This is a genomic window from Candidatus Dormiibacterota bacterium, from assembly GCA_035544955.1.
GTDB lineage: Bacteria > Chloroflexota > Dormibacteria > CF-121 > CF-121 > CF-13.
On record DASZZN010000051.1, the window covers coordinates 48826 to 71858 of the forward strand.

Annotated in this window: 23 protein-coding genes; 5 read left to right on the plus strand and 18 right to left on the minus strand. The window is 66.6% G+C overall.

All coding sequences use genetic code 11. From position 1 onward, the window contains the following. Positions 1-143 precede the first annotated feature (143 nt). Together VHK65_18330 and VHK65_18335 are read right to left on the minus strand one after the other, a co-directional pair. A complete protein-coding gene (locus VHK65_18330; protein ID HVS08108.1) occupies positions 144-431 on the minus strand; it encodes a hypothetical protein in 288 nt (95 codons plus the stop codon). Positions 432-439: 8 nt separating this feature from the next. Beyond that, positions 440-964 carry a hypothetical protein gene (locus VHK65_18335; protein HVS08109.1) on the minus strand — a complete coding sequence of 175 codons (525 nt, stop codon included), beginning with the start codon at positions 962-964 and terminating at the stop codon, positions 440-442. 147 nt (positions 965-1111) lie between these two features. Here VHK65_18335 and VHK65_18340 point away from each other — a divergent pair, with 147 nt between their 5' ends. Beyond that, positions 1112-2731, plus strand: coding sequence for a hypothetical protein (locus VHK65_18340; protein ID HVS08110.1), 1620 nt, complete (start codon positions 1112-1114; stop codon positions 2729-2731). After that, a complete protein-coding gene (locus VHK65_18345; protein ID HVS08111.1) occupies positions 2728-2967 on the plus strand; it encodes a hypothetical protein in 240 nt (79 codons plus the stop codon). Before VHK65_18340 ends, VHK65_18345 begins: the two co-directional genes overlap by 4 nt. Before the next feature lie 114 nt (positions 2968-3081). On the opposite strand, the gene VHK65_18350 is transcribed toward VHK65_18345, so the two are convergent. Both VHK65_18350 and VHK65_18355 read right to left on the minus strand, forming a co-directional pair. After that, positions 3082-3639 carry an NUDIX domain-containing protein gene (locus VHK65_18350; protein HVS08112.1) on the minus strand — a complete coding sequence of 186 codons (558 nt, stop codon included), beginning with the start codon at positions 3637-3639 and terminating at the stop codon, positions 3082-3084. 21 nt (positions 3640-3660) lie between these two features. After that, positions 3661-3999 carry a LysM peptidoglycan-binding domain-containing protein gene (locus VHK65_18355; protein HVS08113.1) on the minus strand — a complete coding sequence of 113 codons (339 nt, stop codon included), beginning with the start codon at positions 3997-3999 and terminating at the stop codon, positions 3661-3663. A gap of 261 nt (positions 4000-4260) precedes the next feature. Here VHK65_18355 and lexA point away from each other — a divergent pair, with 261 nt between their 5' ends. Further along, positions 4261-4896: a transcriptional repressor LexA gene (gene lexA, locus VHK65_18360; GenBank protein HVS08114.1), complete on the plus strand. Its 636-nt coding sequence runs from the start codon at positions 4261-4263 to the stop codon at positions 4894-4896. A gap of 10 nt (positions 4897-4906) precedes the next feature. On the opposite strand, the gene hflX is transcribed toward lexA, so the two are convergent. From hflX to VHK65_18395, 7 genes are all read right to left on the minus strand, one after another. Then, positions 4907-6157, minus strand: coding sequence for a GTPase HflX (gene hflX / locus VHK65_18365; protein ID HVS08115.1), 1251 nt, complete (start codon positions 6155-6157; stop codon positions 4907-4909). Between the two features lie 38 nt (positions 6158-6195). Further along, the gene (miaA, locus tag VHK65_18370; GenBank protein HVS08116.1) at positions 6196-7095 is read right to left on the minus strand and encodes a tRNA (adenosine(37)-N6)-dimethylallyltransferase MiaA; all 900 of its coding nucleotides are present in this window, start codon (positions 7093-7095) and stop codon (positions 6196-6198) included. 14 nt (positions 7096-7109) lie between these two features. Beyond that, complete coding sequence (mutL, locus tag VHK65_18375; protein HVS08117.1) at positions 7110-8813, minus strand: DNA mismatch repair endonuclease MutL; 1704 nt, start codon at positions 8811-8813, stop codon at positions 7110-7112. Continuing rightward, a complete protein-coding gene (gene mutS / locus VHK65_18380; GenBank protein ID HVS08118.1) occupies positions 8800-11349 on the minus strand; it encodes a DNA mismatch repair protein MutS in 2550 nt (849 codons plus the stop codon). The genes mutL and mutS overlap by 14 nt, the downstream gene beginning before the upstream one ends. A 9-nt stretch (positions 11350-11358) precedes the next feature. Continuing rightward, complete coding sequence (gene miaB, locus VHK65_18385; GenBank protein HVS08119.1) at positions 11359-12738, minus strand: tRNA (N6-isopentenyl adenosine(37)-C2)-methylthiotransferase MiaB; 1380 nt, start codon at positions 12736-12738, stop codon at positions 11359-11361. 9 nt (positions 12739-12747) lie between these two features. Beyond that, a complete protein-coding gene (locus tag VHK65_18390; protein ID HVS08120.1) occupies positions 12748-13008 on the minus strand; it encodes a stage V sporulation protein S in 261 nt (86 codons plus the stop codon). Positions 13009-13195: 187 nt separating this feature from the next. Continuing rightward, the gene (locus VHK65_18395) at positions 13196-13987 is read right to left on the minus strand and encodes a TIGR00282 family metallophosphoesterase (GenBank protein ID HVS08121.1); all 792 of its coding nucleotides are present in this window, start codon (positions 13985-13987) and stop codon (positions 13196-13198) included. Between VHK65_18395 and VHK65_18400 the strand changes: the two genes are divergently transcribed. Then, complete coding sequence (locus VHK65_18400; protein HVS08122.1) at positions 13987-14658, plus strand: uracil-DNA glycosylase; 672 nt, start codon at positions 13987-13989, stop codon at positions 14656-14658. The two genes, VHK65_18395 and VHK65_18400, sit on opposite strands and share 1 nt — an antisense overlap. Here VHK65_18400 and VHK65_18405 read toward each other — a convergent pair. Continuing rightward, complete coding sequence (locus VHK65_18405) at positions 14624-15139, minus strand: hypothetical protein (GenBank protein HVS08123.1); 516 nt, start codon at positions 15137-15139, stop codon at positions 14624-14626. The two genes, VHK65_18400 and VHK65_18405, sit on opposite strands and share 35 nt — an antisense overlap. Positions 15140-15271: 132 nt before the next feature. Here VHK65_18405 and VHK65_18410 point away from each other — a divergent pair, with 132 nt between their 5' ends. Continuing rightward, positions 15272-16264 (plus strand): alpha/beta hydrolase-fold protein, encoded by a 993-nt coding sequence (locus VHK65_18410; protein HVS08124.1) that lies wholly within the window; start codon positions 15272-15274, stop codon positions 16262-16264. A 47-nt stretch (positions 16265-16311) separates the two neighbouring features. On the opposite strand, the gene rny is transcribed toward VHK65_18410, so the two are convergent. The 6 genes from rny to VHK65_18440 all read right to left on the minus strand — a co-directional run bounded on the left by rny (position 16312) and on the right by VHK65_18440 (position 22936). After that, positions 16312-17844 carry a ribonuclease Y gene (gene rny, locus VHK65_18415; GenBank protein ID HVS08125.1) on the minus strand — a complete coding sequence of 511 codons (1533 nt, stop codon included), beginning with the start codon at positions 17842-17844 and terminating at the stop codon, positions 16312-16314. Between the two features lie 94 nt (positions 17845-17938). Then, positions 17939-18478, minus strand: a complete 540-nt coding sequence (locus VHK65_18420) for a regulatory protein RecX (GenBank protein HVS08126.1) — start codon at positions 18476-18478, stop codon at positions 17939-17941. Next, positions 18475-19479, minus strand: a complete 1005-nt coding sequence (gene recA / locus VHK65_18425) for a recombinase RecA (GenBank protein ID HVS08127.1) — start codon at positions 19477-19479, stop codon at positions 18475-18477. Before recA ends, VHK65_18420 begins: the two co-directional genes overlap by 4 nt. 74 nt (positions 19480-19553) lie before the next feature. Then, the gene (locus VHK65_18430; protein ID HVS08128.1) at positions 19554-20039 is read right to left on the minus strand and encodes a nicotinamide-nucleotide amidohydrolase family protein; all 486 of its coding nucleotides are present in this window, start codon (positions 20037-20039) and stop codon (positions 19554-19556) included. 3 nt (positions 20040-20042) lie between these two features. Beyond that, positions 20043-20534, minus strand: a complete 492-nt coding sequence (locus tag VHK65_18435; GenBank protein ID HVS08129.1) for a YajQ family cyclic di-GMP-binding protein — start codon at positions 20532-20534, stop codon at positions 20043-20045. Positions 20535-20629: 95 nt separating this feature from the next. Then, complete coding sequence (locus VHK65_18440) at positions 20630-22936, minus strand: DNA translocase FtsK (protein ID HVS08130.1); 2307 nt, start codon at positions 22934-22936, stop codon at positions 20630-20632. Positions 22937-23033 lie beyond the last annotated feature (97 nt).

Below are 23033 nucleotides of genomic sequence, written 5' to 3' on the forward strand. Positions count from 1 at the left end.
GCCGGTTACGGACATCAAGAAAGCCTGCAATCCTTCGTGGACGCCGGTGCACAGGTTCAACAAGCGGTCAAGGACGTCGGTGGTGGCAAGCTGGTTGCTTGGGTAAGAGACGCGGACAATAACGTCATCGAGCTCGTTCAGGGCTAGAGGTTAAGGAGGAAGACCGGGGCAGCCGCCGCCAGAACGGCGACGGCCTGCAATCCGAGGACGAGCAGCGCCGGTCCTGGCGTTCTCGGTAACCACCTGGTGGCGAAGACCGCGATGACGGGGATTTGCCCCGCCATCAGCAACTGCCAGATATGCGCCGCGGCCCCCTCGTCCGCCTGGCGCGCCACGCCGTAGATCGCGATGTGACCGAGGACGAGACTGAGCGCGGCGATCGACATTGCCAGCGGGATCAGGGCGGACGGCCGCTTGAGCGTTGCTCCCATTTCTTGCCTTAGGCTGCGGGCTTCAACGGCCGGCGGGCGACGAGTGCATAGCCCGGCAGGATGCTCGTCCATTCCACGCCCCGATTGCGAGCCCGAAAGTAGGCCAGCGCAAACCGGTCGCAGGCGGTTTCCGCGGCGCCCTTTCCGCCGCGGACCTCGCGCAGATACCAGTGATAGAACTCGTGGCAATAGAGGAAGCGCAGCACCTCGCGCCGCGTGCGGAATCGGATCGTTCGGCTGAACCACCGAAACGCGAGCCGCCGCCCGGGCTTGCGGCGGGCCCGGTAGTAGACCTTCTCGTCCCAGGTGCGAAACGGTTCGGGCACCTGCAGCTCGATCAGCCGGTCGTCGTACCAGCAGAATGCGGCCAGGTGGGGAGCCTGCCGGTAGCGGAGCGGCCGGACGCTCACTCCGTAGCCAACCGGCGGCGGCAGGTCCGCCAGCCAGCGTCGGAGTGTGTCCGCATCGACGCCGGTGACGCGGGAGCGGAGCGGGGTAGAGGTCCAGGCACGGAGAAGAGGGGAGAGGGCCATCCCAATTAGCTTAAAAGCCAACCCGGCCAGCCCGCTCTCATCTCGGGTCGTCGTTACACCATTTGTAAGGTTTCGCCGCTCGCTCGCCACAGGTTGTGGCCAGCCCTTCGACGTAACCGCAGCCTTTCCGCCACAGACTGGGGGCTGGTGGAAACGGCTCCCCTGGGCGAACTCGATCTGGCGCGTCTCAAAGCCAGGCAATCCTCGCGCCCCACTGTCCAGCCGTTGGCGGCAGGATGGCGCCGGCCCTTGCCGAGCTGGCGGGACACGCTTGGCTGGAGCGGGGTCGCCCTCACCCGAGAAGTGAAGACCTGGCACGCGGCTCTGCCCGCGCTGGTGCGTGGCGACGCCGTCTTCAGCTTGATGCTCTGGGTTGCCGTCTTCAGCGTTGCGGCGGCCGTCGTCGCCGTCCCCAGCATCCCGATCTCGGTCCGCTACAGTGCCGGGCTGGCCGCCGTCGCCTACCTCTTTCTTTGTGTGGAATTGATCCGCATCCGGCGGCCGGTTCCGGCACGCCAGGTGCTGCTGGGCGTCGCCGACCTCGCGGTCGTCATGGCCCTCGGCGCGCTCTCCTCCGCCTATGTGCCGTACGCGCATGTGCTGCTCTTCTTCGGGGCTGCGCGGCTTGCCGCGCGCTTCCGCGATCCGCGGATCCTCGCCGCCGGCCTCGTGCTGTTGTGGCCCTTCGAGGCCACCGGTCATCCCGCGTCCCTGGCGATCCTCATGGACGTCTTCCTGGTGCTGATGACGATGTGGCTCGTGGTGTACCTCACGAGCACCGCCGATCGGGCGCAGGCGGCGATCGGGCGACAGGGCGCGCTAGCGGCGGTGGCCTCCGGATTGGCGCGGGCGCGCGATGAGGATGGACTCTTTGCAGAGCTGGCCGGCCAGGCACCGGCACTGGCGCCGACTTGCGCCTGGGCCTTCTGGGTCAAAGATGCGAGCAGCGACGAGTTCCGCGCCGTCCGCTGGGCGGGACTGACCGACGGCGAGCTTCCCGGGTTCACCTTTACCCCGACGCTGGGCACCGATCCCGGTCAGGCGATGCTCATCAAGGGCCCGCTACCGGGCACCAGCTTCGGGGAGTGCACGCTGATCCAACCGACCACCGGCGAGGACGGGATCAACGGCCTGATCACGGTCGCCGGCCGCGCGCGCGAGCTGGACCCGCCAACCCAGGGGTTGATCCGCGCCGTGGGCGACGAAATGGGCGCGACTTTGTTGCGGCTGCAGACCCGCAACGACGAGCGGCAGCAAGCCGAGGCGATGGAGCAGGCGAACCGGCTGGCGGGCCTCGCGGCGCCGTACGCGGCAGACCAGCGGGCGGCCCTGGCGGCGATCCGCCCCGGCATCGCGGACGTGCTGCGCTCGGAGAGCCTGCACCTCGAATGGGTCAACGGCGACCGCATGCGGCTGATCGTCGCCGAGGGTGACCCGCTGCAGGACCACGCGCCCACCTGGTTGCCGCTCGCCGGCACCCGCACCGCGGAGGCGCTGCTCGAGGGCCGGGCCATGCGCGAGCCGCTGACGGGACGCCGGCCAGAAGACCTCTTCGGCGTCCCGGCCGGGCTGCGCCACATCGCGGTCGCGCCGATGCGCTGCGACGACGTCGAGGGGACGCTCCAGCTGGCGCGCCGCCTACCGCGCCCCTACGCGTCCAGTGAAGTGCTCGTGCTGCAGCTGCTCGCGGAGCGGCTCGGCGTGCTGTTCGCGGCCGCGGTGCCGGCCGCCAGCGTCGTGAATTCCACTACGGAGGGAGTCCAATGATCAAGCAAACGGTGCGGGCGGCGAGCGAGGCCGACGGGCTGGTCAGCGAGATGCGCCAGCTGGCCCAGACGGTGGTGCCGGGGCAGACGATCGACGACCCGGCCTACCTGGAGCGGATGATCAGCACGCGTATTGCGACCTTCTTAATGGTGCTGCTGGTCACGATCATTTTTGCTACCTCGGCGCTGCCCGATGTCGGGCCGAGCCTGGCGAAGGTGATCCAGGCGCATCTCTAAGCGGGATCGCTATCGGGTCCTGAGCGGTGAGGCGGCCCCCTTCGGCCTGAGATCGACTCCCTCTCGCCAACGTCGTAAAAGATTCAATTACTGTCGTTGAATCTGGCGCGAGGTCTAGGCATCCTGGCAGCCGTACTGGACGAGCGGGGCCCGCGCTGAACCGGAGGTGACTAACGCGATTCCGGTTTCCACGTATCCCCTAGCACCCGGGACGGGACCTGCAAACTTTTCGGCGATGACGGCGCGGACGGCTTCGGCAATGGGTGGCCGGAAATCCAGCCGGGGGAGCTGGTCCAGCGACACCCATTGCCAGCCGGCGAGCACGGGATCGCGGGAGTCGAGCACCGGCGCGGCCCCCTCCCCTATCTCTGCCTGAAAGATCAGGTTGACGACGTGGCGGTCGGGCGCGAGGCTCTCGCAGACGATCAGCAGCGGCCCGACATGTGACTCAAGGGCGAGCTCTTCCTTGAGCTCGCGGCCCAGGGCGGCGTCGAGCGTCTCGTGGCCCTCGAGCCGGCCGCCGGGCAGCACCCAGTAGCGCTGGCCCCGCTTGCGGTGTTCGGTAAGCAGGATCTGGTTCTGGCGCACGATGATCGCCGCCACCCGCAGCTGCGGTGTGATCGGGTTAAAGGCTTGCAGCAGGGACGCCAGACTGACGAGCGATGTGCTCATCGTAGTTTGCGGGTTCGCTCGCTACTCGCGCGGCAGCTGCAGCGACTGCCCGGGCGTCAGCAGAGGCGTCTGGAGCCGGTTGGCGAGCAGGATGGCCTCGACATGCGGGCGCGGATCGCCCGGGTAGTGGGCGGCGGCGATGCTCCAGACCGTGTCGCCCGGCGCCACCACCACCCGGTCGGTGGCCTGTGGCCCACTGCCATAGGCGAGCCGGCCGGTGGCCAGCAGCAGCGCGGCGGCCACCACCGCGATGCGGCCCCAGCCGCGCCGGCGCTGGGGTCGTGGGTAGGCGTGTCGGGCACCGTCCTGCACGAACATGTGTTCGTTGAAGACGCTAGCACGAACAGGTGTTCGCGTCAATCCCCTATCCGAACAAGTGTTTGCAATGGGCGAACGGATGTGCTAGGATGCCCCCGATTTGGAGATTCTCGGCGGGTCGTCGGACGTCGCATTTGCTGCGAAATCCACCGATGTCGACCCGAAAATTTCTGTGCTACCATGCTGTGATCGCGGTCTGAACCCCTCCTCTCCCCCCACCCTTGACGCGCCGCTTGGGACGGCGCCGGGTGCGAGATGATCGGCTCTTGGCCGTCGACATCGGCGCAAAAGGGAGGGGACGTTATGCCCGAACCGTTGACCAGCAGGCAGCGGGAGATTCTGGAGTACCTCAGGTTTCGACAGAAAATCCGCAGCTACCCGCCGACCGTTCGCGAAATCGGCGAAGCGGTCGGCCTCTCCTCAAGTTCGACGGTCCAGAACCACCTCAACACCCTGGAGCGCAAGGGCTATATCCGGCGGGATCCGACCAAGTCGCGCACCATCGAAGTCGTCGATATCGACGAAATGCAGGCCAAGCTTAGCAAGGTGGTCGCGGTACCCCTCATCGGGCGGGTCGCCGCCGGCCAGCCGATCCTCGCCGAGGAAAACGTCGAAGACCACCTGGTGCTCAGCCAGGAACTCGTCGGCTCGGATAATGCCTTCGCCCTCGAGGTGCACGGCGACAGCATGAAAGACGTCGGCATCCTTTCCGGCGACTTCGTCGTCGTCCGGCCCGGTAAGGATGCGCCGAGCGGCAGCATCGTCGTCGCCCGGCTGGAAGACGACCAGACCAACGAGTCCACGGCCACCGTCAAGCGGCTCTTCCGCGAGGCCAACCGGGTGCGACTGCAACCGGAGAACGCGGCCTACGAGCCGATCTATAGCACGGCCGCCCAGCTCGAAGGCCAGGTCGTCGCGGTCGTCCGACTGCTGCGCTGAGCCCCGCCGGCTAGGCGCTGCGGTTCACGCCCGGCACGCGGAAGCGATCAAACTTCGGCAGTAGCCGGCGCGGTAAGGCGCCCCGCATCAGCACCCCGTCGCCGCGGTAGTCGACCGTATCGACGTTACCGTGGGCGTGGAATTCCGCTTGCCGTGCATTCTCGGTATACGGCAGCAGGACCTCGATCGCGATCATCTCGCCGGGCAGCGCCTGGGCGATCGCGCGGCCCAGCGGTGCCAATCCGGTTTTGTGGAGCGCGGAAATCGGCACCACGGCGAGGTACGGCGACCAGTCCTGGGCCAGCAGTTGCTCCACGGCTGACGCGCTCAACTGATCCACCTTGTTGAGCGCGAGGACCTTTGGTTTCTCGAGCGCCCCGAGGTCCTGGAGCGTTTCGTGCACCGCCTCCATCTGGTCGCGCCCGTTGTAGCGTGTGGCATCGAGCACGTGGAGCAAGAGGTCGGCTTGCTGCACTTCTTCGAGGGTCGCCTTGAAGGCGGCCACCAGGTCGGTGGGTAATTTCTGGATGAAACCGACGGTGTCCGTAAAGAGCACCTCCCGCCGGTTGGGCAGGCGCACCAGGCGGGTCGTCGGATCGAGGGTGACGAACAACGCATCCTCCACCTGGACCTGCGCGTGGGTCAGCGAATGCAGCAAGGTCGATTTGCCGCTGTTCGTGTACCCGACGATGGCGACCACCGGGTACGCGACGCGCCGGCGTCCTTCGCGACGCAGCGCCCGCTGCTTGCGGATCTCTTTGATCTCGCGGTCGAGCTCACGGATCCGGTGGCGAATCCGCCGTCGGTCGCTCTCGAGTTTCTGCTCGCCGGGGCCGCGGGTGCCGACGCCGGCGCCCAGGCCGGAGAGGTCGCGACCCCCTTGCAGGCGCGGCAATAGATGATGCAGCTGCGCCGCCTCGACCTGCAGCCGGCCCTCCTTGGTGCGCGCTCGCTGGGCGAAGATGTCGAGGATCAACTCGGTGCGGTCGATCACCTTGACGTCGAGCTTTTTCTCCAGGTTGCGCTGCTGACGCGGGGAGAGCTCTTCGTTGAAGACCAGCAGGTCGAATCCGGCCTCGTGCTTCATCGCGTGCAACGCCTCGACCTTGCCCTTGCCGATGAAGAGCGCGGGGTCGGGCTTTTGCCGCCGCTGGGTATCGGTGCCGACCACGACCACGCCGGCCGTCTTCGCCAGTTCGCCCAGCTCGAGCATCTGCTCTTCGACGGCGACCAGCCCCTGGTCCTCGTAATCGAGCGACATCAGATAGGCACGCTCGTGCCTGCCGTTGGAATTCCGGATCAACTCGCCTCTGCCGTCATGATACCGGTGCCCAGTCGCTCGATCGCGAGCTGCGGATCCGGTGGAATCCAGGTCACCCGCGGGTCCGCGCGGAACCAGGTCAGCTGGCGGCGGGCATACTGGCGCACCTGGCGCACCGTCGAGGCGTGTGCCGCCTCGAGCGTGAGCCCGCCATCGATGTAGGCGGCCATCTCCGGGTACCCGTGACCGAGGCGCCGTAGGTCGGCGGTCGGGAAGTCACGACTAATGCGGCGGATTTCGTCGATCCAACCCTCGTCGATCATGCGGTGCACGCGCGCCTCGATCCGCTGGTCGATCTCCGCGAGCGGCACGTCTAGGCCGAGGACCGTCGTCGACCACGGCGGAGGATTCGACTCGCGCGCCTCGCTCGGCGCCCGGCCCGTAACAGCGTGAATCTCGAGCGCGCGAATCATTCGGCGCGGATTGCGCCGCGCGCGGTCGGCGGCGGCGGGGTCGATCCGCCGGAGCTCGGCATCGATGGCGTCCGGGCCCTCCTCGTCGAGGCGGTGCGCGAGCGCGGCGCGAATGGCCGGGGCCGGCGGGGCGTCGCCGAGGTTCCAACCGTCGAGAACGGCCCGCAGATACAGCCCGGTTCCGCCCTGCAGCACCGGCAGACGTCCCCGAGCCGCGATCTCCGAGATGGCCTGGACCGCCACGCGCTGGTAGTCGGCGACGGTAAATGGTTGATCGGGATCGACGACGCCGACGCCGTGCAAGGCGAGGCCGCGGAGCTCGGCCCGGGTCGGTTTGTTGGTACCGATGTCGCAGTGACGGAACACCTGGCGCGAGTCCATCGAGACCAGCTCACCGTTGAGCCGTTCGGCCACGCCGATCGCCAGCTCGGTCTTGCCGCTGGCCGTCGGCCCGACGATCGCCACGACGCGCAGGCTGGCTACGGCCGTTTGAACAGCCGCCTCAACTGGTCATCCGGCAGGATCAGCGTCGTCGGCCGTCCGTGCGGGCAACTGATCGGATCGTCGGTCATCGCCAGCAAGCTCAGCAGTTGTCGCGCGGATTCGGGCGTCATCGTGTCGCCGAAGCGAACCGCACTGTGGCAGGCGAGCAGCGCTGCCGTCTCGCGCAACCGGCGGTCGGGGGTCCGCTCGCCCAGCAGGTCGGTGAGTAACAGATCCAGGACGCGCTCGACCCGGCCTTCCGGCATGTCGGCCGGCGCGGCCAGGATCCGGATCGAGTGCGGCCCGAAACGCTCCCCCTCGAACCCGAGGGTTTGGAGCCACGGTTCGTGCCCCAGGAAGGCAGCCACCTGCCCGGGCGTGAGGTCGAGCAGATGCGGAATCAGCAGGAGCTGGCTCGAGGGCTGCTTCTGCTCGAGCCGACGGACGGTGCGGTCGAAGAGCACTCGCTCGTGGGCGGCATGCTGGTCGACGAGGACCACTGCCCCGGGTGCTTCCGCGACGAGGTAGCCGCGGAGAAGCTGCCCAATGTACTCCACTGGCGGCAGCCGTGGGCTGTCGATCTCCCTCTCCCCTTCTGGGCGAACGGGGTAAGGGGTCACGGGCGCGCTCGAGAGCACGGCCGTCTCACGCAGCTCGAGCAGTGGCCCGCCGGTCGCGGATTGCAGCTCATAGACGGGGCTCTGCCGCAGCGCGCGGTAGCAGGCGCGCTCGACGACAGCGAAGATGGCGCCCTCATTCCGAAAGCGAACTTCGCGCTTGGTGGGATGGACGTTGACGTCCACCTCGGCGGGATCGACGCGCACGTCGAGCACCGCCAGCGGGAAACGATTGGGCTCGCGCAGCCCACGGTATGCCTGCTCGACCGCGAAGGCCAGGTTGCGGTGGTGGATTCGGCGCCCATTCACGAGGAGCACAACGTGCTCACGGCTGGCGCGATGCAGGGCCGGTGGACTGATCAGGCCGTGCACCATTCCATCGTCGACGGCGAGCATCGCGGCGGCAGTCGGCGCATCGTACACGGCGGCAAAGGCGGCGCGCCGATCGCCATTTCCCGCGGTTTCTAGCACGCGCCGCCCGTCGACGGCGAGCGCGATGGCTACGAAGGGGTGCGCCAGGCCCAGCTCACCGACGAGGCGCACGATGACCGCAGTCTCCGTCGCGGGTTGCTTGAGAAATTTGAGGCGCGCCGGCGTGTTGAAGAACAGCCGGCTGACGCTGATCCGCGTCCCCGCCGGACTCCCGACCGGACCCGTGGCGAGCTGCGCACCACCTTCGACCATCACCCGGTATCCCTCTCCCCCATCGCGCGGCCGGCTCACCGCCTCCACCCGCGCGACCGCGGCAATGCTTGCCAGAGCCTCGCCACGGAATCCAAGAGTCTCGATGGTTCGCAGGTCCTCGAGCGAACGGAGCTTGCTCGTGGCATGCCGCCGAAAAGCGAGCGGCAGGTCGACCGGGGTCATGCCCATCCCATCGTCGACGACCTCGATCACGTGCTGCCCGGAACCCTCGATGCTCACCTGGATCCGGGCCGCGCCGGCATCGATCCCGTTCTCCACCAGCTCCTTGACGACCGCCGCGGGTCGATCGACCACTTCCCCAGCTGCGATCCCGTCGGCGACAGCCGTTGGCAGGATCGTGATGCGCCCCGGCTCGAGGCCGGCCTCAGTGCGAGACATGCTCTCCCTGCCACGCGTAGAGCTTTTCCAGCGCCTCCCGCGGTGAGAGCCGCTCGAGGTCGAGCTGCTTGAGCTCGGCGACCACGGGGTGATCCAGCGGCAGATTGAGCTGCGCACTCGCATCCGGCCGTTCGAGCGGACGTTGACCCTCCAGCTCAGAGAGCACCTGACGCGCGCGCACCACCACCTGCCGTGGGATGCCGGCAAGCTCGGCGACCTGGATGCCGTAGCTGCGGTCCGCACCCCCCTCGACGACCTGGTGCAGGAAAATAACGCGCTCACCCTCTTCGCGCACCTCCATTCGGAAGTTGCGGAGCCGCGGCAGGCGCTGCGCGAGAGCGGTGAGCTCGTGGTAATGAGTGGCAAACAACGTCAGCGAGTGCAGCTGCGGGGCGTCGTGCAGATACTCGAGGATCGCCTGCGCGATGCTGACGCCGTCGTAGGTGCTCGTGCCGCGGCCGACCTCGTCGAAGATCAGCAGGCTGTGGGGTGTCGCGTGGGCGAGGATGTGCGCGGTCTCCACCATCTCGACCATGAACGTGGACAACCCGCGTGCCAGTTCGTCGTGGGCACCGACCCGGGTGAAGATCCGGTCGCAGAGACCGATGACGGCACTTGTCGCCGGAACGAAGCTGCCCACCTGCGCCAGCAGCACGATGATGCCGGCCTGACGCAAGTAGGTCGACTTTCCCGCCATGTTCGGCCCGCTCAGCAGAACAACCTGCTGATCACTCGTGTCGAGCCGAAGGTCGTTTGGTACGAAGCGCCCGGGCCCGAGTGCCGCCTCGACCAGCGGGTGCCGGCCACCGACGATCTCGATCCCTGGTTCATCGCGCAAGATCGGTCGCACCCAGCGGTGACGCGCCGCCACGGTGCCGAGCGCCGCGACCGCATCGAGCTGCCCCAGCCAGGCGGCGGTATCCAGAAGGTCCTTGCCGGCGGCGGTGATGCGCCGGCAGAGCTCGCTAAAGAGCACCTGCTCCCGAGCGACCGTCGCGCTCTTCGCGTTGAGGACCAGCGTCTCCTTCTCCTTGAGCTCGGGTGTGACATAGCGCTCGCCGTTGACGAGCGTTTGCTTGCGCACGTACTCTCCCGGGATCGGTTCCCGGTTCGCGTGGCTGACTTCGATGTAGTAGCCGAAGACCTGGTTGAAGCCCACCCTTAGCGACCGGATGCCGCTCCGCTGGCGCTCGGTCTGTTCCAGGGCGGCGATCCAGTCGCGGGCGGCCCTGGATCCATCCCGAACACCGTCGAGCTCGGCATCGAACCCGGGCTTGAAGACCCCTCCGTCTTTCAAGGTTGCCGGTACCTCGTCCACCAGCGCCGTCGCCAGGAGATCGCGGAGCTCGCCTTCTGATGGCGAGGGGGTTGGGCCGGTCAGATCGGGCCAGCGCGCCGCGATCCGCCGCACGCCCGGCAAGGCCAGCAGCGCCTTGAGCAGGGCGCGCAAGTCGCGCGGTGTCGCCAGGCCCTGCCCAGTTCGGGCGACGATCCGTTCCAAATCCGGCAGACCGCGCAGCTCACTTTGCAGCTGGCCGCGGGTCAGCGGATCCTCGACGAGCTGGGTCACCCAGCCGAGCCGGTCATCGAGTGGCTCTCGCGTCCGCAGCGGCTGGTCGAGCCAGCGCCGGAGCTCGCGGGCACCCATGGTCGTGATCGCTTCACGGACCATGAGGCCAACGAGGTCGTCGCCCCCCGCGATGCGGTCACCGCTGAGACCAAGGCTTCGTCGGGTCGGCGGGTCGAGGTGCATGTAGGCGCGTGGATGCTGGGCATGGAGCCGCAGCAGCCCGGCTTCCAATCGCAGGTGTGATCGCTCGGTGTGGCGCAGCAGGGCGTGGGCGGCTGCCAGCGCTTCAGGCCATTCGTCACAACCGAAGGCCGCTAGCGTTTCGACGCCGAGCAGGTTCAGTAGGCGGTCGACGGCCGCGCGAGCATCAAAGTCCTGCGGATCGACCCAGGTGACCGGCGTGACTCCGAGCAGCGGGAGCAGACGCGACCGGTCGGCTTCCGAGGCGATCAACTCAGCCGGTCGCAGCCGGGCCAGCTCATCGCGAAGCACGTCGTCGCTCGGCTCGACCCGAAGCAACGCGAGCTCGCCGGTTGAGCAGTCCAGGGCCGCAATGCCATGGTAGTGGGACCGCAGGCAGACCGCGACTGCGTAGTTGCTGCCGCCGCCGTCGAGGTAGGCGTCCTCGACCACCGTGCCGGGCGTCAACACCCGGACGACCTCGCGCCGCACCAGCCCGCGCGCCTCGCCCGCCGACTCGACTTGGTCGCAGAGGGCGACCTTCAGTCCGGCACGAAGCAGCTTTCCCACGTAGCTCTCGTACGCGTGGTAGGGCACGCCGGCCATGGCATAGCGCTGCCCCTTGCCGAGCTCGCGCGACGTCAGGGTGATGCCTAAGATCGGCGCGGCCCGCTCGGCATCTTCGCCGAAGGTTTCGTAGAAATCGCCGAGGCGAAAGAGCACGATGGCGTCAGGGTGCCCACGCTTGACCGCCTCATACTGCTCGAGGACGGGGACCGGCTTCAGGGGTTGGGCCTAGTTGAGGACCTGGCCTCGAAGCTGCCAGGCGGTGGCGTGCTCGATGCTGACGCGGCGAACGGTACCAGGCTCGGCGCCGAGGGGCGCCGCCCCGATGACCACCCGGTTCTGCCGGTTCCGACCCGTGGCTTCCCCGTTCTCTACCCGTTCGACCAGCACCTCGACCGTCTTCCCTAGCCAGCGCCGGTTGGCCTCCTCCGCAATCTTTCGTTGCGCCTCGAGCAAAGCGTTGATCCGGCGCTTCTTCTCGGGTGGTGCCACATCGTCCGCGTGCCGGGCCGCTGTCGTGCGCGGTCGCGGTGAGAAGCCCTGGATGTGGACCACGTCGAACTTGATCTCCTCGAGCAAGGCCAGCGTCCGCTGGAACTGCTCTTCCGTTTCGCCCGGATAGCCGACGATGACATCGGTCGATACCGAGAGGCCCGGGATCACATGGCGAGCGTGGGCGATGATCCCCCGGTACTCCTCCACCGTGTAGCGACGGCGCATCTGCTTGAGGATCGCGTCGTCGCCGGATTGGAACGGCAGATGCAGGTGCTCACACACCCGCGGCAGGTCACGCATGGCGAAGAGAAGGTCGTCGTGCACGTGGCGAGGGTGCGAGGTCAAGAAGCGCACCCGCCAGATGCCCGGCACCCGCTCCACCGCTGCCAGCAGCGGTGCGAGTCCGGCCTTGGTCTCCGAATCGCGGTAGGAGTTGACGGTCTGGCCGAGCAGTGTGACTTCCCGGACGCCCTGGTCGGCAAAGCGGCGCACGTCATCGACGACATCGGCCATCGGGCGGCTGCGCTCGGTGCCTCGGACGAAGGGCACGATGCAGAAGCTGCAGACCTCGTTGCAGCCGAAGATCACCGGCACGTAGGCGGTCAGGCCATGCTGCAACACCGCCCCACCGGTTTGGGCCGGGTCGGTTTCGTACTCGCCCTGGATGTCCTCGATGAAGGCCTCGTACTGGCGCATGTCGAACCGGTAGTCGAGGTCGGGGAGCCGCTCGTAGAGGCGGTCCTTTTCCTTGTTGGCCATGCAGCCGGTGATCGCGATGGCGCGACCGGGACGAGCCCGTTTCCACGCCTTCAGCTCACGGAATTTTCCGTAGGCCTTTTGCTCGGCGTTCTGGCGCACGGAACAGGTGACCAGGATCGCGATGTCCGCCTGGTCCAGCTCGGCGACGGCGCTGAAGCCGGCGGCCGTCAAGCCCTGGGAGAGATAATCCGCGTCCGACTCATTCATCTGACAGCCGCTCACCCAGAGATGGAAACGTTGCCCCGACGGCGGGCGTTTGTGCCCATGGCGACGTGGTCGCGAAAAGGCGTGGGGCTCGAAGGTTAGAGGTGCGCCGGGAATCCGCAGGCGGGGCGGGGCGGCCGATTCAGGCATCGACCGAGTTTAGCGGGACTCGACCAGCAGACGGATCCCGGTCCGCTCCTCACCGTCGATAGAGATGTCGATGAACGAGGGGATGCAGACCAGGTCGAAGCCGCCGGCCGCCACGTAGCCACGCGAGATCGCAATCGCCTTCACCGCCTGATTGATGGCGCCGGCGCCGATGGCCTGCACCTCGACCCGGCTCTGGCTGCGGACCACGCCGGCGATCGCCCCGGCGACGGCAACCGGCTTCGAGGTAGCGGAAACCTTCAAGATCTCAATCGCGGCGCGCGCCGTGCGGGGTACACCGGCAGCCGGGCTGGCTGAAAGCGTCTTCTCCCCTGTCGAGCCGTTCGCTGGCGATGGCGGTGTGGTGGTTTCCAGAGTGTCCATCTATTCTATCGAGCAATGACCGAACGTTTGATTGCCCCTCGACACCTTAACCCCCATTTAGGGGGTCGTCAAGCTGCTAGGTAACCTCCACCTCTCGATCCAGCCGCTCGATCGCCTCCGCCTTGCCCGAAAGGGCATCGATCCGGACCAGGACCGAGTTGAACTGGACCGGTCCTTCGGCCACTTTGAAGCGGTAGGGGACCCCCGTCAGGAAGCGCTGGAGACTGGCTTCCTTGTCCATCCCGATCACCGAATCCCGGGGGCCGACCATGCCCAGGTCGCTGACGAAGGCGGTGCCGCCCGGAAAGATCTTGGTATCCGCGGTGGGAACATGCGTGTGGGTCCCGAAAACAAAGCTGGCGCGGCCGTCGAGGTACCAGCCCATGGCGATCTTCTCCGAGGTCGCCTCCGCATGGATGTCCATCAAGCGGAGCTTGGTCCCGGGCCCCTGGTGCAGCACCTCGTCGGCCGCCTTGAAGGCCGAATCGATGGGCGGCATGAAGAGCTGGCCCTGCACGTTCCCGATCAAGACCTGGCCCTTCTCCCCCAGGTCGTGACAGAACCAGCCCCGTCCTGGCGCCCCGGACGGATAGTTGTGCGGGCGGAGAATCGGTCGATGGTCATCGAAGCCGGTCATCATCTCGCGCTGGTCCCAGATGTGATTGCCGGAGGTGAGCACATCGATCCCCAGGCTGAACAGGTCATCGGCGATCTTGGGCGTCAGGCCGAAGCCGCCGGCCGCGTTCTCGCCATTGGCCACCACCAGGTCGATGGAAAACTCTCGGCGTAGCTGCGGCACCAATTTGGCTACCGCCTCGCGTCCGGGCCGGCCGATGATGTCGCCGATCGCCAGTACGGTCACAGTCATTGGCCGATCGTAACAAGGCGACCGCGATCGAGGCATTGCTCTCTGACCTGCCGACGGTGACGATTGGCGCCACCTTCAACCAGTTCCGCGAAGCGAGCGACCAGGACCTGCCCGGGGCGCCAGCGATCCGGCTCGCCAACCTGCGGCGTTACCTCGACGAGCGGCACGAAGCCGACGTCATCGCCGTCGGGGAAGCGGCCGGCTACCAGGGGATGCGCTGGTCCGGCATCGCTTTCACCAGCGAGTTCGATCTGTCGCGCTGGGGCGACCCTTACCGGCGGTCGTGCCGCCGCCCACGACCGTGGAAAGAGCCCTCCGGAACGATCGTCCACGGCGTCCTCGATGAGTTCGGCTCTGAGCGACGCGTGATCCTGTGGAATACCGTCCCGACGCATCCGCATCTGCCGGGCAAGCCTCTGTCCAACCGCCGGCCGACACGCGAGGAGGTCGCCGCGGGCCGGGTCTTCGTCGAGCGTCTGGTCGACATCGTGCGCCCTCGTGTCCTGATTGGCGTTGGCCGCATCGCGTCCGCGGCGCTCCCAGCAGCGCTCTACGTCCGCCATCCCGCGCAATCGGGCGCGACCGCGTTCCGAAGTGGGATCCGCGAAATCCTCGGTCGTTCACCCGGCGGTCCGTTTAGGGAGCGTCTGGAAGAGCCTGGTACACGGTAGCCCCATCACGTGAATAGGGGGATACCGTCAACTCCCCGCGGCAGGCGGGAGCCCGGGTGAAACGGAACGTGTACACCGGGGCCGGATTGTCCGGAGCGACCGTCGCGTTGGGACCTGCGACAAAGGTCCAAACCCGCTGGTAAGCGCCGCGCGCATAGTAGCTCGCCACCTGGGACGGGAGTTGGTTCACGAACCAGGCATTCTGCACCGGCGGCGAGATGCGGTAATTGTCCGACCCCGGATAGACCGGAAAGTCAGCAAACGAGCACTGTGGCGAGCCATCCGTAGCAGGCGTTGGCTTCGGCTCCGGTTGCGCGGGCGTCGCACTGGCATTAGCGTTCGCCCGGTCGGCCACCGGTCTGTGCTGCGTGTATCCGACGGCATAGCCCCCCAGGAACCCGGCGCCGATCAACGCAACGCTTACGGCGACGGCCAGCACGATAAGTGGCGCCCAGTCCCGGCCCTGCGGCCTCACCAGCATGAAACGGCGTGCGATCCGACGGGCTTGCGGACCCCCTCTCACCGAATCTTCACCGTTTTCTCAGATTTTCATCAGCAGAAACCACGCAGGATGGGAGTTGGTGTGGCTGTGGGAGCTCCAATGGCGTCTTCCATGAGGCGTGCTCTGCCGGCAGCGTTCGCAGGGCTACTCGCCATCGGCCTGGTCTTCGCGCGCGGACCGGTGTTCGGTCATGCCCGTACCCCCGCGCGCACCGTCGCCCGGGTCGCGGCCGCAGCGCCGCACGGCAGCGCGGCGGTCGCGTCGACTCCGCCCGCCGCACCGGTCGCGGCGCCTGCAGTCCAGCCCGCGGTGAGCCGGATCGTTTCGGGGACCTTCTACAGCCAGGCGATGCTCACGCAGCGCCCCTTCGAGATCTATCTCCCCCCGTCGTATGCGCAGGCGCCCGACCGAACCTATCCGGTTCTGTATCTGCTGCACGGCGACGGCGGTCGCGCCAGCGATTGGGCGGCCTTTAGCTTGCGGGCGACGATGGACCAGGCAATCGCCGCCGGCGCGCCGGAAATGATCGTGGTGATGCCCGACGGCTCTAGTCGCTCCGGCGATACGGACTGGGCCAACCGGTGGGACGGCACCGAGCTAGTCGAGGACCAGGTCATCGACCTGGTCAGTTTCATCGACCAGAATTACCGGACGATGCCCGACCGCTCCACGCGGTTCGTCGGCGGGGCGTCGTCTGGCGGGTTCGGCGCCCTCAACCTCGCGCTGCATCATCAAGAGCTCTTCAGTACCGCCATGAGCTTCAGCGGATTCATCGCCGCCAACGATCCCGAGGCCGATCCCGGGGTCTTCGGTGAAGACCCTGGCTTTATCGAGCGCAACAGCCCGGCGTCGCTCGTCAACTCGCAGTCGGGCGCTGGCGACATCTATTACGTCCTGAGCGGTGGTCGGAACGATCCCTATTTCCAGAACCGGATGGCCGAGTTCAGCGCCGAACTCGATCGCCTCGGCATCGCGCACGAATTTGATGTCGTGCCGGGCGGCCACGACATGATTGCCTGGAACGCTGGCCTCGATCTCGGCCTGGCCCACCTGGCCGTCCAACTTCGCACCCTGAGCGACCCGCCGGCTCGCGCCAGCGAGTAAGGGGCAACAAATAAAGAGAGGCAACCCCTGCGGGTCGCCTCTCTTGCTTACTTGGCGAATTCGATGATGCGGGTTTCGCGGATGACGGTTACTTTGATCTGGCCCGGATAGCTGAGCTCGCCTTCGATGCGCTTCGCGATATCGCGGGCGAGGATCTGGGCCCGACTGTCGTCGATGGTGTCGGGCTTGACGATGATGCGGATCTCGCGCCCGGCCTGGATCGCGAACGATTTCTCGACGCCTTCGAACGAGTTGGCGATGCTTTCCAGCTTCTCGAGCCGCTTGATGTAGGTGGTCAGCGTCTCCCGGCGAGCGCCGGGACGGGCTGCCGAGACGGCGTCGCAAGCGACCGTCAGGATGGCCTCCAGGCTGGTTGGCTCGACGTCCATATGGTGGGCGGCGACGGCGTTGACCAGCGTTTCCGGCCGGCCGAGCCGCTTGAGGAGCTCTCCGCCGATGATGGCGTGCGACCCCTCGACCTCATGGTCGATCGCCTTGCCGATGTCGTGCAGCAGGCCGGCTTCGCGGGCGAGCGCCACGTCGGCGCCGATCTCAGCCGCCGCCATCGCGCAGAGGAAGGAGACCTCCTTGCTGTGGGTCAGGACGTTCTGGCCATAGCTGGTCCGAAACGCAAGCGTGCCCAGCAGTTTGACCAGCTCCGGATGCAGGCCCGTCACACCGGTCTCGAACATCGCCTGCTCGCCTTCTTCCCGAATCCGGTTCTGGACATCGTTGCGAGCCTTGGTGACCATCTCTTCGATTCGGGCCGGATGGATCCGGCCGTCGACGAGCAGATGGTTGAGGGCCACCCGCGCCACCTCGCGGCGGACCGGGTCGAAGCCACTCAGGATGACCGCCTCCGGCGTGTCGTCGATGATCAGGTCGACGCCGGTCGCGTGTTCGAGGGCTCGAATGTTGCGGCCCTCCCGACCGATGATGCGGCCCTTCATCTCGTCGCTCGGAATGGCCACCACCGATACCGACGTCTCCGCGGTCTGCTCGGCGGCAACCCGCTGCATGGCGGTTACCAGGATGTTGCGCGCGCGCTTTTCGCTCTCCTCTTTGACGATCTCCTCGCCTTCGCGAATCTTCTGCGCGATCTCCTGGTTGAGTTCCTTTTCAAGGTTGGTGAGGATCGTCGTCCTCGCTTCGGCCCGCGTCATTCCCGAAATCCGCTCGAGCTCTTTGACTTGCTCGGCGAGAGCGTCATTGACGCGTTCCCTGGTCCTCCCGATCTCCAACTCTTTCGCGGTGATTCCCTGTTCCTTCCGGTCGAGATCTTCGAGCTTCCGATCGATCGATTCCTCTTTTTGCTGAACCCGGCGCTCCGAACGCTGGAGCTCAGCACGTGCGTCGCGTACCTCCTGTTCCAGGCTCAGGCGGATGCGGTGGGCTTCCTCTTTGGCCTCGAGGACCATCTCCTTCATCTGGGTCTCGGCATCCGACAGCAGCTTTTCCCGTTCCGCGTTGGAGACGAGATCGCGCTGCCGGTTCTGATTGCCAACCCAGAGGTAGGCGACGAGGGCTCCCACAAGCGCACCCACCACGACCCCAATGACCAGGAGTAATGGAGTGGGCATAGTTACACCTCGCTTATGGACTTGTGAAGGTTCTTCGCACCGCGCGTGAACGCGGCGGGACTAGTCGTTACAGAGCGACAGAATCTTGACCATTTTAGTCGCGTTTCTGGGGACTGTCAAACCGGCCGGAGGCCTCCCACTCATCGCTCAGGAGGCGGCAGACCCGATACACCAGGCCGCTGCTGAAGCCGCGCCGGCTGAGGCGGGGGCCAATATAAGCCGCCAGCGCCTGGGCGTCCGCCAGTCGTCGGGTGGCCAGCACGCTCCGCCCGAGGGTGAGCGCCTGCCCGGCCTCGGCCTCAGCGTCGACGGTCGCCAGGGCCGGTCCGGCCGCCGATTCGTCGATTCCCTTGGCGCGGAGCTCCTGGGCGATCAGGGCATGGCCGCGACCCTTGGTCCGGCGTCGCACCAGCGAGGCGGCGTACTCGCGGTCGTTGAGGTAGCCGTCCCCCTCGGCCCGGTCGAGCGCGGCGTCCACGGCCGCCTCGACATAGCCCAACCGGAGCAGGCGCTGGCGCAGCGCCGCTCGTGATTGTGGCTGGCGGGCCAGGCGTTTGACCGCCTCGGTGTAGGCGACCTGGGTGCTCTCCGGCTCGCGCGCGGTCGGCGTCGCGCGCCGGCCGCCGGATCTCATGCCGGCTGGAGGATCTTCTCCGCGGCCTTCCCCTTCAACTGCGCGATCAGCTCTTCGCCCAACTTCGGATTGGCCTTGAGGAAGCCAACCGTCTGCTCACGCCCCTGGCCGAGGCGCTGGCCGTTGCAGGAGAACCAGGAGCCGGCCTTTTCCACGAGAGTGGCGTCGACCGCCGCGTCGAGCACGCTCCCCCAGTACGAGATCCCCTCGTTATAGAGGATGTCGAATTCGGCCGACCTGAAGGGCGGGGCGACCTTGTTTTTGACCACCTTGACCTTCACCCGGTTGCCGGTGACGTCCAGCCCGTTCTTGATCGAGTCGACCTTGCGGATGTCGAGCCGGACCGACGCGTAGAACTTCAGCGCCCGGCCGCCGGTGGTCACCTCGGGATTGCCGAACATGATGCCGACCTTCTCCCGCAACTGGTTGATGAAGATCACCGAGGTGCTGGACTTGGAGATGGCGCCGGTCAGCTTGCGAAGGGCCTGCGACATCAAGCGCGCCTGCAGGGCCACGTGGCTGTCCCCCATCTCGCCGTCGATCTCCGCCTTCGGCACGAGTGCCGCCACCGAGTCGACGACGATCACGTCCACCGCGCCGGAGCGCACCAGGACGTCGACGATCTCGAGCGCCTGCTCGCCGGTGTCTGGTTGAGAGATCAGCAGGTCCTCGGTCTTGACGCCGATGTGCCCGGCGTAAACCGGGTCGAGGGCGTGTTCGGCGTCGATGAAGGCGGCGACGCCTCCGAGCTTCTGGGATTGTGCGATGACGTGCAGCGCCAGCGTCGTCTTGCCCGACGACTCCGGGCCATAGATCTCCACCACTCTCCCGCGCGGGATCCCGCCGACGCCGAGCGCCATGTCGAGGGTGAGCGATCCGGTCGGGATCACGTCGATGTTGCGCTGGGCCGCCGCCTCCCCCAACTTCATGATCGCGCCCTTCCCATAGCTGCGCTCGATCTGGCTGAGCGCCGCTGTTAATGCCCGGTCTTTTTCTGACATCTAGATTCCCCTTGCTTCGTGGTCGGCCTGGCCCGTCCGCTCCACTGTAATACGGATTTGTGTAACTGTCAACGCTAAAGCTCCGGAGCCCGGACCAGCAGCTCCAAGGCGGCGATCACCGAGCGACGCCGGTTGTCCCAGCGGTCGCCGGCCCATTGAAAACGCTTCGTCGTGGCGACCGCGGCGGCGATCCCGATAAAGGTCAGACCGACCGGCTTGGCACCCTCCGCATCTGGCCCCGCCACCCCGGTGATCGAGACGCCGATGTCGGCCTGCAGCCGCTGCCGAACGCCGCTCGCCATGGCCGCGGCCGTCTCCTCGCTGACGGCGCCGTACCGGCGCAACATCGCGTCGGACACGCCTAGTTGTTCCCGCTTCACCTGGTCGGCGTAGCTGATCACCCCACCCCGGAAGTACGCGGAGCTGCCCGGCACGTCCGTCAAGGCCGCGCCCAGCAGGCCGCCAGTGCAGGACTCCGCCACCGCAATCGACTTGCGGAGCTGGCGAAGCCTCTCCCCTACTTGTTGTGCCAGCGCGAAGACCTCGGGATCGGGCGGCACGGGTCACCGGTAATTGATGAATTGCAGCGGGACCTGCGTCTCGCTCGCTTTGAGGGCCGCGATCACCTGTTGCAGCAGGTCCTTCTCGCGGCTCGACACCCGGATGGTGTCGCCCTGGATGCGCGGCTGCACCTTGGGTGAGACCTGCTTGATCTGCTTGACCAGGCTGCGCGCCAGCTCATCGTCGATGCCCTGCTGCAGCTCGAGCGTCTGACGCACGTTACCTTTGGCGGCCGTCTCGATCGGGCCGGCCTTGAGGATCTTCAGTGAGAGCTGACGCTTGACCAGCTTGCTCTGCAGCACATCGATCATAGCCTTCAGCTTGAATTCGCTGGGGCCATTCAGCGTGATCTCGTTCTCGCCCAGGTCGATCGACGCGCCGGTGTCCTTGAAGTCGTAGCGGGTCACGATCTCACGCTGCGCCTGGTTTACCGCGTTGACCAGCTCCTGCCGGTCGAACTGCGAGACCACGTCGAACGAAAAGTCCTGAGCCATTACTTGGGGCCTATGCTAACCCGGCCATTTGACAGCTGTCTGTCGCAAACTTTTTCCTCCCTCGCTTGCGGGGGAGGGCAGGGTGGGGGCCGTCGTCACGAGTTGGCATCGTCGAGGTCCTTGACCAGCTCATCTACTTCGAGCAGGTTCATCAGCACCTCGCGTGACTTGCTTCCCTCATAGGGACCGATCACCCGCTGGTCGGCCAGCTGGTCGACGATGCGGGCTGCCCGCGTGTATCCGACATTCAGCTTGCGCTGAAGCAGGGATACCGAGGCGCGGCCTTCGGTGGCGACTACGTGCGCCCCCTTGGCGAAGAGCGGATCACGCTTCATGCCTTCCTTCACCCAGGAGACGGTCGCCTCGACGTTGAAGATCTCCTCCTGGTACTGCGGTTTTCCCTGGGCCTTCCAGAAGTCGATGATCGCCTTCATCTCCCGGTCCGAGACGAAGACGCCCTGTAAGCGGGTGGCCCGGCCCGCCTCGACCGGCAGGTAGAGCATGTCGCCACGGCCGAGCAGCTTCTCGGCGCCGGTCTCGTCAAGAATGACGCGCGAGTCGATACTGGAGCTCACCGCGAAGGCGATCCGCGAGGGGATGTTGGCCTTGATCAAGCCGGTGATGATGTCGGCGGAGGGTCGCTGCGTCGCGACCAGCAGGTGGATACCGACGGCACGCGCCAGCTGGGCGATGCGGCAGATCAACTCCTCGATCTCGCCCGCGGCCACCATCATCAGGTCGGCCAGTTCATCGATGACGATCACGATGTAGGGCAATGGATTGAGGCCCATTTCCGGCGCCCGGCCGTTGAAGTCGGCGATGTTGCGGACGGTGTGGCTGGCGAACAGCTTGTAGCGCGTCTCCATCTCGGCGACCGCCCAGCGCAAGGCTGAGGTCGCGTGATCCGATTCCGTGACGACTGGCACGAGCAGGTGGGGCATGTCCTGGAACATGGAGAACTCGACGCGTTTTGGGTCGATCAGGATGTACTTCAGCTCCTCGGGTGTCGCCTGGAACAACATGCCGGCGATCAATGCGTTGATGCAGACGCTCTTGCCCGAGCCGGTCGCACCGGCGATCAGGAGGTGGGGCATGCGGGTCAGGTCGCCGACCACGGTGTTGCCGGAGACATCCGTTCCGATCGCGAGCGACAACAATGTCTGGTCGTTCTGGAAGGTCGGGGTCTGGATGATCTCCCGGAGCGTGACCAGGCTGGTGGCCTTGTTGGGAACCTCGATACCCAGCGCCGGCTTACCCGGGATCGGCGCCTGGATGCGGATCGCGGCGGAGAGCGCGAGCGCCAGGTCGTTCTGCAGCGCGGTGATCTTCCGGACGGGGACGCCGTGGCCCGGCTGCAGCTCGTACTGCGTAACGGAGGGACCGGAGTTGACCCCGATGACCGTCGCCTCGACGTCGAAGCTCGCGAGGGTCGACTCGATCAGCTTGATATTCGCCTTGATCTCGTCGTGCAGCCGTTCCTTGCGGACGGTGACGGTATCCAGCAAGGTCAGATCGGGCTTCATCCAGACTCGCTGGATCTCATCTTCCACCAGGGTCGACGCCGCCTCGTCCCCGCCAGGAACGACCGTCAACACGGGCTCGGCGGCAGCGGCCGTCTTTCGGCGAGTAGTGGGCGCTGGCTCTTCTTCGATTGGCTCTTGCAGGGCCGCCACGGCGGATTCAAGGTCGGGAGATGGAGATGGGGCGGGCGCGGCAGGGGGCCTGGTGGGCGAGGCCACACCATTGATCGGGACGAGCACGGGTTCAGCGGTCTCTGTGCGAACCACCTGGTTGCGTGCATTCCAGACCTCGGCCAGCTTCTTCCCTTTCAGCACCGGCTTGGGCTCGGGCCGGTTCGCGAGGTAGTGCTCGCGCAGGGCCCCGATCGTTTCGCGGAACGAGATGTCGAAGGCGAGGACCAGCCCACCGAGGAAGACCGCGGCCAGGATCAGGATGCTACCCGCGGTTCCGGCGAGACTCCGCAGCGCCTCTCCCTCGGCACGGCCAACCGATCCCCCGGAACCGCCGGCTGATAAGTGAAGGAGACCGAGAGACGCGACAAGGAGCAGGGCGATGCCGAGGCCGCGGCCCCAGGTCATCGTCTCGATCCAGGGCATGAGCAGCTCAGCCGCCGCGACCAGGGCCGCCAGGATCACGAAGACCACCCCCCACCCGAAAAGGCCCACCAGCCCTCCGCGGAGCAGATGCATTGCCGAGCCGCTGGCCTGCAGCGCGACCGCCAGCACCAGCAGGCCGGCGAGGAGCAGGAAACCAATCCCGGCTAGCTCGCGCTGCTGGGATTCAGGAACCTTGAGCTTCGGCAGGCGAGGTGCCTTAATACGAAAACGCTGCCGCGAGGCGGAGCGCTTCGGGCGCGCGATGCGCTTTCGCCGGGTTCTCACACTGGCTGGGTGGCTGCGACGTCTGCTATGACGAATGGCTGCATTCTAGCCTGCCCGGACGGGCAAGAAAAGGCCCAGTCGCTCGGCTAGTTCGGAA

Coding starts and splice junctions, on each gene's coding strand:
- VHK65_18350 (HVS08112.1), bottom strand. CDS start 3,639: ATGAGCACATCGCTCGTCAGTCTGGCGTCCCTGCTGCAAGCCTTTAAC.
- hflX (HVS08115.1), bottom strand. CDS start 6,157: ATGTCGCTCGATTACGAGGACCAGGGGCTGGTCGCCGTCGAAGAGCAG.
- recA (HVS08127.1), bottom strand. CDS start 19,479: ATGTCAGAAAAAGACCGGGCATTAACAGCGGCGCTCAGCCAGATCGAG.
- VHK65_18335 (HVS08109.1), bottom strand. CDS start 964: ATGGCCCTCTCCCCTCTTCTCCGTGCCTGGACCTCTACCCCGCTCCGC.
- VHK65_18410 (HVS08124.1), top strand. CDS start 15,272: ATGAGGCGTGCTCTGCCGGCAGCGTTCGCAGGGCTACTCGCCATCGGC.
- miaB (HVS08119.1), bottom strand. CDS start 12,738: ATGCCTGAATCGGCCGCCCCGCCCCGCCTGCGGATTCCCGGCGCACCT.
- VHK65_18435 (HVS08129.1), bottom strand. CDS start 20,534: ATGGCTCAGGACTTTTCGTTCGACGTGGTCTCGCAGTTCGACCGGCAG.
- VHK65_18420 (HVS08126.1), bottom strand. CDS start 18,478: ATGAGATCCGGCGGCCGGCGCGCGACGCCGACCGCGCGCGAGCCGGAG.
- VHK65_18405 (HVS08123.1), bottom strand. CDS start 15,139: ATGCTGGTGAGGCCGCAGGGCCGGGACTGGGCGCCACTTATCGTGCTG.
- mutL (HVS08117.1), bottom strand. CDS start 8,813: ATGTCTCGCACTGAGGCCGGCCTCGAGCCGGGGCGCATCACGATCCTG.
- VHK65_18395 (HVS08121.1), bottom strand. CDS start 13,987: ATGACTGTGACCGTACTGGCGATCGGCGACATCATCGGCCGGCCCGGA.
- lexA (HVS08114.1), top strand. CDS start 4,261: ATGCCCGAACCGTTGACCAGCAGGCAGCGGGAGATTCTGGAGTACCTC.
- rny (HVS08125.1), bottom strand. CDS start 17,844: ATGCCCACTCCATTACTCCTGGTCATTGGGGTCGTGGTGGGTGCGCTT.
- VHK65_18330 (HVS08108.1), bottom strand. CDS start 431: ATGGGAGCAACGCTCAAGCGGCCGTCCGCCCTGATCCCGCTGGCAATG.
- VHK65_18345 (HVS08111.1), top strand. CDS start 2,728: ATGATCAAGCAAACGGTGCGGGCGGCGAGCGAGGCCGACGGGCTGGTC.